This is a genomic window from Rhodoferax fermentans (assembly GCF_002017865.1).
Classification (GTDB): domain Bacteria; phylum Pseudomonadota; class Gammaproteobacteria; order Burkholderiales; family Burkholderiaceae_C; genus Rhodoferax; species Rhodoferax fermentans.
In genome coordinates this window covers 1,745,375-1,757,362 of the sequence record NZ_MTJN01000002.1, presented here as the reverse complement: position 1 = coordinate 1,757,362, position 11,988 = coordinate 1,745,375, and the positions used below count along the sequence as shown (strand labels likewise).

General features: G+C 61.7%; 9 protein-coding genes. 3 read left to right on the top strand and 6 right to left on the bottom strand.

Going from position 1 to position 11,988, the window contains the following annotated elements; genetic code table 11:
- Window positions 1-82 precede the first annotated feature (82 nt).
- The 3 genes from RF819_RS08385 to ptsP are packed head-to-tail and all read left to right on the top strand — an operon-like array spanning window position 83 to window position 2,566.
- On the top strand, window positions 83-529 hold the full coding sequence (locus tag RF819_RS08385) for a PTS sugar transporter subunit IIA (protein WP_078364567.1): 447 nt from the start codon (window positions 83-85) through the stop codon (window positions 527-529).
- Window positions 498-767, top strand: a complete 270-nt coding sequence (locus RF819_RS08380) for an HPr family phosphocarrier protein (protein WP_078364566.1) — start codon at window positions 498-500, stop codon at window positions 765-767. The genes RF819_RS08385 and RF819_RS08380 overlap by 32 nt, the downstream gene beginning before the upstream one ends.
- Before the next feature lie 20 nt (window positions 768-787).
- Complete coding sequence (ptsP, locus tag RF819_RS08375; protein WP_078364565.1) at window positions 788-2,566, top strand: phosphoenolpyruvate--protein phosphotransferase; 1,779 nt, start codon at window positions 788-790, stop codon at window positions 2,564-2,566.
- Window positions 2,567-2,569: 3 nt separating this feature from the next.
- On the opposite strand, the gene RF819_RS08370 is transcribed toward ptsP, so the two are convergent.
- The 6 genes from RF819_RS08370 to RF819_RS08345 all read right to left on the bottom strand — a co-directional run bounded on the left by RF819_RS08370 (window position 2,570) and on the right by RF819_RS08345 (window position 11,987).
- Window positions 2,570-3,295, bottom strand: coding sequence for an LrgB family protein (locus RF819_RS08370; protein ID WP_078364564.1), 726 nt, complete (start codon window positions 3,293-3,295; stop codon window positions 2,570-2,572).
- A complete protein-coding gene (locus RF819_RS08365; RefSeq protein ID WP_078364563.1) occupies window positions 3,288-3,635 on the bottom strand; it encodes a CidA/LrgA family protein in 348 nt (115 codons plus the stop codon). The genes RF819_RS08370 and RF819_RS08365 overlap by 8 nt, the downstream gene beginning before the upstream one ends.
- 9 nt (window positions 3,636-3,644) lie before the next feature.
- Window positions 3,645-5,147, bottom strand: a complete 1,503-nt coding sequence (locus tag RF819_RS08360) for an FAD-linked oxidase C-terminal domain-containing protein (protein ID WP_078364562.1) — start codon at window positions 5,145-5,147, stop codon at window positions 3,645-3,647.
- A gap of 163 nt (window positions 5,148-5,310) precedes the next feature.
- Window positions 5,311-6,198 carry a LysR substrate-binding domain-containing protein gene (locus RF819_RS08355; RefSeq protein ID WP_078364561.1) on the bottom strand — a complete coding sequence of 296 codons (888 nt, stop codon included), beginning with the start codon at window positions 6,196-6,198 and terminating at the stop codon, window positions 5,311-5,313.
- 52 nt (window positions 6,199-6,250) lie between these two features.
- Window positions 6,251-7,474 (bottom strand): response regulator, encoded by a 1,224-nt coding sequence (locus tag RF819_RS08350; protein ID WP_078364560.1) that lies wholly within the window; start codon window positions 7,472-7,474, stop codon window positions 6,251-6,253.
- Window positions 7,475-7,490: 16 nt separating this feature from the next.
- Complete coding sequence (locus RF819_RS08345; RefSeq protein WP_078364559.1) at window positions 7,491-11,987, bottom strand: response regulator; 4,497 nt, start codon at window positions 11,985-11,987, stop codon at window positions 7,491-7,493.
- Window position 11,988 lies beyond the last annotated feature (1 nt).

Sequence of the window (11,988 nt, the reverse complement as noted above, 5' to 3'; positions counted from 1 at the left end):
GACAACGCCATAATCACACCCATACTGTTCTCAGCAGGACCCACATCGCACATCGCTGCACACCCGGCGCCTCTTTCACCTTATGAACAACGGTATCTTCATCATTGCCCATGCGCCCTTGGCAAGTGCCTTGCGTCAATGTGTGTTGCATGTGTTTCCAGATGCGGCGACGTCGCTGGCTGTGTTTGATGTCCAGCCCAACATGCCCACGGATGAAACATTGGCTGCGGCGCGGATGACACTCTCGCTGCTCAACACGCCGAGCACCTTGATCCTGACCGACCTGTTTGGTGCCACGCCCTGCAATATTGCTCAGAAAATGGCCGATGGTGTGAACTCCAAACTCATTACCGGTGTCAATTTGCCCATGTTGTTGCGGGCCGTGACCTACCGACAGGAAGCCATGGATGCCTTGGTGGCGCGGGTTTTGGCTGGCGGGACACAAGGTGTGATGCAGGTGGCCGTGACCGCACCCCAGAATCAAAAACGAAGACCACATGATCAAAACGACCACGACTATCAGCAATAAACTGGGTTTACATGCCCGCGCCTCGGCCAAATTGACCAAGTTGGCTGGCAGCTTTCCGTGTGAAGTCTGGATGTCACGCGGTGACCGCCGTGTCAACGCAAAAAGCATCATGGGTGTCATGATGCTGGCGGCCGGGCAGGGGGTGGAGGTTGGCGTAGAAACCAGCGGGGAACGTGAGCAAGAGGCCATGGACGCGCTGTTGGCCCTGATCAATGACAAATTTGGCGAGGGTGAATAAATGACCCAGGTGTCCCACCTATGACGTTTGCCATCCATGGATTGCCAGTCGCACGGGGCATCGCCATCGGGCGTGCGGTGCTGGTAGCCTCGAGCCGCCTGGACGTCGCCCATTACTTCATCGAACCAACGCAGGTCGCTGCTGAAATCAACCGGGTACGTGATGGTCGTGATGCGGTGATTGCGGAAATCCACCGGCTGCAGACCAGCATTGGCCAAATGGGGCCCAAGGACACGCCACACGAGTTGGCGGCCCTGCTGGAGGTGCACCTGATGCTGCTGCAGGACGAGCAGCTGACACAAGGTGTCAAACACTGGATCAAAGACCGGCTCTACAACGCCGAATGGGCGCTGACCAGCCAGCTGGAGGTGGTGGGCCGCCAATTTGACGAAATGGAGGACGAGTACCTGCGTGAGCGCAAGTCCGACCTGGAGCAGATCACGGAGCGTATCTTGCGTGCCATGCGGGGCATTTCCTCCCCACTGATCCAGCCGCTCGGGCGCGGTGGTCGCAAATCCTCGCAACAAGACCTGCTGCTGGACGACACGGTCGATGTGCCCCTGATCTTGGTCGCGCATGACCTGTCACCGGCCGACATGCTGCAGTTCAAGCAGAGCATTTTTGCCGGGTTCATCACCGATGTGGGGGGTAAGACATCACACACCGCGATTGTGGCGCGCAGTCTGGACATCCCCGCTGTGGTGGGCGCGAGGTTGTCGAGCCAGTTGATCCGACAGGACGACTGGGTCATCGTGGACGGGGATGCCGGTGTGGCGGTGATTGATCCCTCGCCCATCATCTTGGCTGAATACGGCTTCAAACAACGCCAGGGTGAATTGGCCCGGGGGCGCCTGGCACGTTTGCGACACACCCCAGCTGTCACGCTGGATGGCCAGAAAGTCGAGCTGCTGGCCAATATCGAGATGCCCGACGACGCGGCTGCCGCCGTCCAGGCGGGGGCGATGGGGGTGGGCCTGTTTCGCAGTGAATTCCTGTTCATGGGGCGTCACGGCAAGTTGCCCAATGAAGAGGAGCAGTACCAGGCCTACCGGCGCGCCATCGAAGGCATGCAAGGCCTGCCGGTCACCATCCGCACGGTGGACATTGGTGCCGATAAGCCGCTGGACGACACCGCGCGGGACATCGGTCACCTCAATCCGGCGCTGGGTTTACGCGCCATCCGTTGGAGCCTGTCCGAACCGGCCATGTTCCTGACCCAGCTGCGCGCCATTTTGCGGGCCGCAGTGCATGGCCCGGTGCATTTGCTGATTCCGATGCTGGTGCATGCCAGCGAAATCCGCCAGACCATGTCCTTGATCGACCATGCCCGGGTGCAGTTGGACAACCGGGGCGTGAGTTATGGCAACGTGAAAATTGGCGCCATGATCGAGATCCCGGCCGCCGCCTTGACACTCAAGGTGTTCTTGAAGTACTTTGACTTCTTGTCCATCGGCACCAACGACCTGATCCAGTACACCTTGGCGATCGACCGTGCCGACGAGTCGGTGGCGCATCTCTACGACCCCTTGCACCCGGCTGTGTTGCGGCTGGTGGCCAGCACCATCGAAGAGGGGCGGCTGCAGGGCAAGACGGTGAGCGTCTGTGGCGAAATGGCCGGAGACATCAGTCTGACCAAGTTGCTGCTGGGTTTTGGCTTGCGCAGTTTTTCGATGCATCCGGCGCAGATTCTGGCGGTCAAGCAAGAGGTGTTGCGTGCCGACACCAGCAAGCTCACCCCTTGGGCGCAAGCAATTCTGGCGGATGACGAACCCGCCCGGCGCCTCAACCAGCGCGTCTGAGGTTCAAAACAGCCAGAACAGCAGCGGTATCAACAGGGACGCCAGCACCGCTTGCAAGCCCAGTGCCAGACCGGCATAAGCGCCGGCATCGGCGTTGACCTGCAAAGCACGTGCAGCGCCAATGCCGTGTGCTGCTGTTCCCAAGGCAAAGCCCTGCGACATCCAGCCGTGTGCGGTGGGTGGCACCTTGAGCCAGCTCAGTAGCGCCTTGCCACTCAGGGCACCCACCATGCCGGTGATCACGGTAAACACCGCCGCCAGCGCAGGAATGCCACCGATCTTGTCGGCAATCCCCATCGCCACCGGCGAGGTCACCGACTTCGGCGCAAGTGACAACACCACATCGTGCGGCAGCCCCATGGCCCAGCCCAAAGCCAACGCCGAACTGCTGGCTGCCGCGCCACCGACCAGGGCCGCCAGCAACAGCGCCCGCCAGCGCAGCAGCAGCTCGGTGCGGCGCTCCCACAGCGGCCAGGCCAGTGCCACCACCGCCGGGCCCAGCAGGAAATGGATGAATTGCGCGCCTGAGAAATAGGTCTGGTAGTCCTCCCCGGTCAGCCCCAACAGACAGGCCAGCACAATCACCGACCACAACACCGGGTTGGCCCACGCCGCCTGGTGCAGGCGAACATAGGCCGCCTGGGCCAGCACGTAGACCACCAGGGTGGCGGTCAGCCCGAACAGCGGCGTGGCTGACAAATAGATCCAGAGTTCGACAAATTTAGGCATCGTTGGCTTTCCTGATGGCGCGCAAGACCAGTGCGGTGGTGCCCAGGCCGATCCAGGTCGACAGCACCACCACCGCGAGCATGCGTACCCCAAAATGTTCGAGCAGGTCCAGGTGGGTCATGACGCCCACCCCCACCGGCACAAACAGCAGCGACAGGTGCGACAACAAAAAGCCCGCGCAGCTGGCCACCGGCTGGCGCACCTTGGGCCAGCGCAGGGCCAGCAGCAACAGCAGCATGCCGATCACCGGACCGGGAATGGGAAGATGGAAACCGCGGGACAGGAGTTCACCCAGAGACTGCATGGCCAAAAGGCATGCTAGCCCTTGTATTGCTTGCATAGTTTGCTATTAAAAACGTGATAGGGTGGGGTGGCTGAGCTGGCCGTTGCGCACCAGCATCTTGCCGTACTCGGCACAGCGTTGCAGGGTCGGGATGACCTTGCCGGGGTTGAGCAGGCCGGGCGGGTCAAACGCACGTTTGACACCAAACATCTGCTCGTTTTCTTCGGCGCTGAACTGCACACACATGCTGTTGAGTTTCTCGACACCGACACCGTGCTCCCCGGTCACCGTGCCACCCATGGCGACGCTGGTCTCCAGAATCTCGGCACCAAATAGCTCACAACGTTTCAGCTGATCGGGGTCGTTGGCGTCAAACATGATGAGTGGGTGCAGGTTGCCGTCACCGGCATGGAAGACATTGGCACAGCGCAGGCCGTAGCGTTTTTCCATCTCCTGGATCGCCAGCAGCAGATCGGCCAGGCGTTTGCGGGGGATGGTGCTGTCCATACACATGTAGTCGGGGCTGATGCGCCCGCTCGCTGGAAAGGCGTTTTTGCGCCCGCTCCAGAAGCGCAGGCGCTCGGCCTCGTCCCGGCTGACCGCAATCGCGGTGGCACCACAGCCACGCAGCACGGCGCTCATGCGGCCAATGTCTTCCTCGACCTCTTCGGGTGTGCCGTCGCTCTCACACAGCAGAATCGCCTCGGCCGTCAGGTCGTAGCCGGCGTGCACAAAGTCTTCCACCGCAGCGGTCATGGGTTTGTCCATCATCTCCAGCCCGGCCGGGATGATGCCCGCGCCAATCAGGCTGGCGACCGCGTCACCGGCTTTGCGCATGTCGTCAAAACTGGCCATGATGCAGCGCGCCAACTGCGGTTTGTGGATGAGTTTGACGGTGACCTCGGTCACCACCGCGAGCATGCCCTCGGAGCCAATCACCACACTCAGCAGGTCCAGTCCGGGTGTGTCCAGCGCAGCGGAACCCAGGGTTATCTCCTCACCCGCCACGGTGAAACCTTTGACTTTGAGCACGTTGTGCAGTGTCAGGCCATATTTGAGGCAATGCACACCCCCAGAGTTTTCAGCCACATTGCCGCCGATGGTGCAGGCGATCTGGCTCGACGGGTCGGGCGCGTAATACAGACCCAGCCCTGCCACGGCTTCGCTGATGGTCAGGTTGCGCACCCCGCATTGCACGGTGGCGGTGCGGGCCTTGGGGTCGATCTTGAGGATCTTGTTGAACCTGGCCAGCGACAGGGTGACCCCCAATGCGTGGGGCAAGGCGCCGCCGGACAGGCCTGTGCCTGCACCACGCGCGACCACCGGCACACCCAGGCGGTGGCAGGTGCGCAGCACGGCTTGCACCTGGGCTTCGTTCTCGGGCAAGGCGACCACCAGCGGGCGTTGGCGGTAGGCGGTCAGGCCGTCACATTCGTAGGGGGTGGTGTCTTCGGCCTGCCAGAGCAAGGCGTGTGGTGGCAAATCGGCTTGTAGCCCTTTGACAACCTGGGCTTGTCGCTCTGATCTTTGTAGTGGTGTGGTGTTGATGGCAGCAACGGGACTGTTCATGGCGGTGCTTTGGCGGAGCTGTGTGGTCAGGGGGTGACTCTAAACCCTTGTGCGCGCCTGGGGTGTGATGATTTTTGCAACAGCGCTTGAAATAAAAACACTCTGACAAACATAGCTGTTGCCCCTTTAAAAATAAGGGCTGGAAGCACTTTTGACATCCAACTCAGGCCGGGCTGGTTTTGAGCCATTCGGCAAAGGCGGCACATTCCCAGCGGTCCATCATGCCGGTGCGCCAGCACAGGTAATGCGCGTGGGGGCTGGGCACGTTGGTGCTGAACACGCTGCTGTGGCCCAGGCGCACCAAGGAGCCGTTGTCGAGCCAGGGCTGGGCCAGTTTCAGGCGGATCAGGCCAATGCCCATGCCAGCGGCGGCGCCGTCACACATTAGGCCGATGTCGTTGAACTGGGAGCCGTCCACCGGCTCGGGCCAGTCCAGGCCGTTCGCTGCAAACCAGGTGCGCCAGGGCTCCAGTGGGCTGCGCAGCAGGGTCTCACCTGCCAGGTCTTGCGCCACCTCGAACGGCCCGTGTTCACGCACATAGGCCGGGGACGCCAGCGGGGTGACATCGTCCTTGGTCAGGCAGGTGTATTCCATGTCGGCGTAACGGCCGGCGCCAAAACGGATCGTCAGGTCGGCGTCTTCAGCCACCACGTCCAGCAGCGGGATCGAGACCTGCAGCGTCAGGTCAATCTCGGGGTAGGCCTCGGTGAACTGGCGCAGGCGCGGGATCAGGATCGAGCGGGCAAAAGTGGGCGTCACCGCCAGGCGCAGCTTGCGTTTGCCTGGTGCCATGGCCGAGCTTGGAAAACGCTGCAGCATCGCCAGCCCTTCGCGCACATGCGCCAGGTACTCCACCCCTTCGATGGTCAGCGAAAAATCGGCGCGGCCAAACAGCTTGGTGCCGATGATCTGCTCGAGCTGTTTGACACGGTGGCTCACTGCGCTGGGGGTGACACACAGTTCCTCGGCGGTCTGGGTCACACTGCGCAGGCGCGCCAGCGCCTCAAAGGTCAGCAGGCATTGGACAGGGGGAATGCGGGCGGCAGACATGCCTGCATTGTGGCAGGCGCCGCGTGAGCCAAACGGCGCTACAGGGCCTCTGTCAGCTCGCCGTGCTGGCTGATGCCAAGCTGAGGTAGATCGATTTTTTGTGCATGTCGATGTCAGAATCGGCAAACCGCAAGGCAATGGCCTGGAATTCGCCCTGGATGCTCAGAAAGCAGTCCACCAGGTCTGGGTCGAAGTGTTTGCCCCGCCCTTGCTCGATGATCTCGACCGCGCGCTCATGCGGCATACCTTCCTTGTACACGCGGCGGCTGATCAAGGCGTCATACACATCGGCCACGGCCATCAGGCGCGCCGAGATCGGAATGGCGTCCCCCTGCAAACCGGCCGGGTAACCGCTGCCGTCCCATTTTTCCTGGTGGAACAGGGCGATGTCCTTGGCCATGGTGAGGAACTCAACCCGGGTGCCGAGCGAGGCCTCGGCGTGGGCGATGGCATCACGCCCCAGGGTGGTATGGGTTTTCATGATCTCGAACTCTTCGGGCGTGAAACGGCCCGGTTTGAGCAGGATGCGGTCCGGGATACCCACCTTGCCAATGTCGTGCAAGGGCGCTGACTTGAACAACATCTGGATGTTGTGGTCGCTCAGAAAGTGGGCAAAACGCGGGTGGGTTTTGAGGTTTTCAGCCAGGGCCTTGACATAGTTCTGGGTGCGCCGGATGTGGTTGCCGGTCTCTGAATCGCGGGTTTCGGCCAACGAGGCCATGGCCAGAATGGTGACATCCTGAATCGCGGTGACTTCTTCGGTGCGTCGGGCCACCTCGTGCTCCAGAAATGCATTCTTGTCGTGCAGGAAGTCGTTTTTCTCCAGCAGGAAGTCGTTTTTCTCCAGCAGGAAGTCGTTTCTTTCACGCAGGAAATCGGTGCGGGCCTTGAGCGAGAGTTGCGCCGCCACCCGCGCCAGCACGATGGGCGGATTGATCGGTTTGGTGATGTAGTCGACCGCACCGAGTGCCAGGCCCTTTTGTTCGTCCTCCATGTCCGAGCGGGCGGTCAGGAAAATGATCGGGATATCGCGGGTAGCCGCCTGGGCCTTGAGCTGGCGGCAGACTTCGTAGCCGTCGATGTCGGGCATCATGATGTCGAGCAGGATCAGGTCTGGCGGCTGGTCTGAGAACGCAATCTTGAGTGCCCGCTCACCATGGTTGGCAGCCCGCACCTGGTAGCTGTCTTTCAACAGGGTGGACATCAGCGTCAGGTTTTCGGGGGTGTCATCCACCACCAGAATGGTGGATTTGCCTGTGTGGACAGATTTGTTCATGGTCAGCGGTTGTGTGTCAAAGAGGAATCTTGGCCTGGGTGGTCGCAGATGTCAGCTCGCGCAGAGCTTCTTCAAAATTGAAGTCATCCACAGCGGTTCTGATGCTGTGATAGCTGGCCCCCAATGTCGCTTGCAGCAAAGGGGCGTGGTCCCGCAGCAGCTCCATCGCTTGCGGGTCATCGTAAGCCAGAAGGGCTTGCAGCTGTTGGCAAATCACCTGGCCTTGTGCCGGGTCCACCACGATGCTCGCGGGTGGGGCGGCTGGCTCAGGCAGGTGGGCTTGGATCTGGCTCAGAAGTTCTGTCAACAGGTCTGCTGCAGGGGCCAGCAGGCTGTGCACGGTGGTCTGCGGCGCTTTGTCGCGAACAGCGGTTTCCACCTTCTCCATGGCCGCCTGCAGGGCGCTGGCGCCAATGTTGCCAGCCAGTCCTTTGAGGGTGTGCGCCAGCCGTTCGGCGGCGGGGGTGTCACCGGCCTGAAGCGCCTGCTCAATCGGGCGCAGGCCAGCCTGCTGGCCACGCACAAAGCGGCGCAGCAGGCTCAGGTACAAGGGTTTTTTGCCCATGGTATGGCGCAGCCCCAGGCGCAGGTCGATCCCGGGGATCTGTGGCGGGAGGTCTTCGTCCTCCGCGGTGGGTGTCCAGGTCTGGCGCTGCTGGGTCACCGGCTGGCCCAGGCCCTCGCGTGGGCGAATCCAGCGCACCAGCGCCCGCCACAGATCCAGTGGCTCAATCGGTTTGGTGACAAAGTCGTTCATGCCCGCAGCCAGGCAGCGCTGGCGGTCGTCTTCCATGGCATTGGCCGTCATCGCCACCACGGGCAGATCGGCGTGGCTAGGGTTCTTTCGGATCTCAAGGGTGGCCTGCAGGCCGTCCATCACCGGCATTTGCATGTCCATCAGGACCAGGTCATACGGGCTGCCGACTTGCTGCATCTGGGCCAGCATGGTCAGGGCGATTTGGCCGTCTCCGGCCAGGTCCACCGCAAAACCGGCATCACCGAGCAACTCCAAGGCAATCTGCTGGTTCAGTTCGTTGTCCTCCACCACAAGGAGGCGTGCACCGCGCAGTGGAGCGGGTTGGGCATCCAGGGCGGCACTGTCGTGGGCCGCAGGCGTCAGCCCGGCTTGGTTGGTGTGGTGACCCAACAGGCGCAGCATGGTGTCAAACAACAGCGAGGCACCCACCGGTTTGACCAGGATGTCGTCAATACCCACGTCGTGGGCGCTGCGTATCACCTCTTCGCGGCCATACGCTGTAACGATCACCAGGTGTGGCAGGGTGGCCAGCCCCAGGTTCTGGATGCGGCGGGCGGTTTCCACTCCGTCCATGCCGGGCATCTGCCAGTCGAGCAAAACAAAGTCAAAGCCTTGTTGATGGCTGGCTTCCTGCGTGACGTATTCGATGGCGGCAGCACCACTCAGGACGGTCTCGACCACAAAACCAAATGAGCCCAGCAGATCACTGAGCACATGGGCTGCGTGTTCGTTGTCATCCACCACCAGGATGCGTTGGCGCTGCAGGTCGAGCCGCGACAAATGCAGGCGCGGTTTGGCCTCTCCCAGACCCAAACGGGCGGTGAACCAGAAGGTGGAGCCCACGTCAGGTGTGCTGTCCACACCCACGGTGCCACCCATCAGCTCGGCCAGGTTCTTGCTGATGGCCAGACCCAGGCCGGTGCCGCCATATTTGCGGGTGGTGGAGCTGTCGGCCTGCTGGAAGCTTTGGAACAGGCGACCGATCTGCTCCTGGGTCAGGCCAATGCCGGTGTCTCGCACCTCAAAGCGCAGCAAGCCGGGCGTGGAGGCCCCGTCTGCCAGGCGCACCACAATGCTGATGTCGCCGTGTTCTGTGAACTTGATCGCATTGTTGGCGTAGTTGATCAGCACCTGCCCCAGGCGCAGCGGGTCGCCGATCAGGTTCTGGGGCACGTCAGCTGCCACATCACAAATGATCTCCAGCCCTTTGGCACTCGCGCGGTCGACGATGACGGTGGCCACGTTCTGCAAGACCTTGTCCAGCTCGAACGGGATCTGTTCCACCGTCAGCATGCCAGCCTCGACCTTGGAGAAGTCCAGGATGTCGTTGATGATGCCCAGCAGTTGCTGGCCCGCTTGCTGGATTTTGCTGACGTAGTCGTGCTGGCGCGGTGTCAGCTCGGTTTTCAAAGCCAGGTGCGACATGCCGATGATGGCGTTCATCGGGGTGCGGATTTCGTGGCTCATGTTGGCCAGGAAGTTGCCCTTGGCCAGACTGGCGGCGTCGGCCGCCTCTTTGGCGCGTTGTAATTCCTGGGCCGCCAGTTTCTTGGGGGTGATGTCTTCAAAAACCCAGACGCAACCCCAGTCCGGGTGTGCCATGTCCAGTGCCCGACCATGGACGCTGGCCCAGAACAGGCTGCCGTCATTGCGCCGGTACTGCGCCTCATAAAACGCCAGCTCACCCTGTTCAATCGCGGCATAGGCCAACTGGCCGATCTGCTCAAAGGCGCTGGAGTCGCTGTAGAGGACTTCGGTAGATTGCCCCAGCAGAGCACCCGGCGCATACCCAAACATGGTCTCCATCGCGCTGTTGCAGCGTTTGATCTGGCGTTGGACGGTGAGCAGCACGCCCAGGCTGACGGCCTCAAAAATCACCTTCTGTTCCTGCGCGGCTTCGGTGATGGCACGTTCGGCGGCCTTTTGCTCGGCCATGTCAACAAAGGTGCCCACCAGTCCGGCCGGTGTGCCGTTTGCATCTGCAAAACCGGCCACAAAATACAGGGTCTCGTGCAGGCGGCCATCGGCAAACGGGATCAGCATTTCGCGCTGCACCCGGCTGCATTGGGCAATGGTGGCTTCATCCTCGGCCTGGTAGGTGGTGCGGTCGGCTTCTGGCAAGTAGTCCAGATCCAGCACGCGTTTGCCCAGCAGGCTCTCGCGCTGGATACCCATGTACTCCTCATAGGCACGGTTGACCCCCAAAAAGCGGGTATCGGCGCCTTTGTAAAACACCGGGTAGGGGATGGTGTCGATCAGTGCACTCTGGAACCGGGCCTGGTTGGCCAGCTGCGACGCCATCTGTTGGCGCTCGCTGATGTCCTCGACCACCCAGATCGTGGCGCGGTCAAAGCCGCGGACAGTCACCCGGCGACCCGCCAGCCGGGCATGGAACGGGGTGCCGTCAAAGCGGTGGTAAACACCTTCTTCGACCACTCGAAGCCCCTCATTGAGCTGCGGCACCACGCGGGCGTTAAAAGCATCTTGTGCCTCGCGGCTGCCAAACAGGAAAGCCGCACTGTGGTTGATCAGGTCGGCGGGCGGGGCACCAACCATGCCCGCAAAACCGGTGTTGATTTGCCGGATCAGACCGTCGGCAGAAAACACCAGGCCCGAAGGGATGTTGTCAAACAGCACAGTTTGCTGTGCCAGCACCTCCTGCACTTTGTCGTCACGTTGTTTGAGGGCATCAATGCTCTGGATGAAGCCGGTCCAGAGGATGCTGCCATCGTCCTGTCGCTTGGGCGAGGCTGCCAAGTTGACCCAGTGCCACTGATCGGGTGCGTGCTGGATGCGCATATCCTGGCTGCAGGGTGCCATGGTGTCGGCCGAGGCGTCAATGCAGCGCTTGAGCGCACGCATGTCCTCTGGGTGACCCCGGCGGATGAACAAGCTGACGTCGTCAAGCATGGCCTGTGCGGTCTCACCCCACAGTGCCTCAATCTGATGGCTCAGGTAGGTCAAAACCAGGTGGCCCGCCGGGTCGCGGCGCGCCCTGAAAATGGCCAGGGGCAGGGCCTCGGTGATTTCCTGCAACTCGTCCTGCACCACCCGAAGTGCTGCGTCTTTCTCCTGGCGTGCCGTCAGACTGGCCAGTGCCATCTGACCCTGCAGGTTCAGCGCCTGTGCCGCGATACGGCGACGGTGCTGGCGCAGCATCGCCAGCGCAAACAACAGCGTGAGTACACACAAAAAAGCCGTCAAGGCCGCAGACACCTGCAGCTGTGTCTTGATCTCCTTGGTGCGGGCATCCACCAACAAGGCCGAGGTTTGGCCGGCACGGATCGACAACTCCCGGATCGGTGTTTTGAGGGTGTCGAGCTCACGCCGCAGCGCGGGCAGTGCTTTAGCTGTGTTGGCCGGTGACCTCGACAACACCGCGTCGGCATGTTGGACAAATTGCCGGATCAGGGTCTTGGCTTCGTCGAAGGAGGCTGCATCCCCGATCAGTTCACGCATGCCGGTGCCGTCCAGCGCATTGACCCGGCTGACGAAGATGTCAAAACGCAGCTGCAAGCTGTCGGCGGGCAGGTTTTGCGGATCCAGCTGGCGCAGGTCCAGGGCGTTGCTGAAGCGCAGGTACTCACTCTCCAACTGCAGGAAGGTCCACAGGGCTTCACGGTCGTTGCGCAGCATGACACGCTGCAGGCTGTCGGTCTGGCGCACCTGCAAGACCGCGATCGCGACATACAGCGTCGCCAGGCCCGCCACCAGGAGCAGAAGCAGCTTGTTGCGTTTCATCAGTGCGCTGCCCATG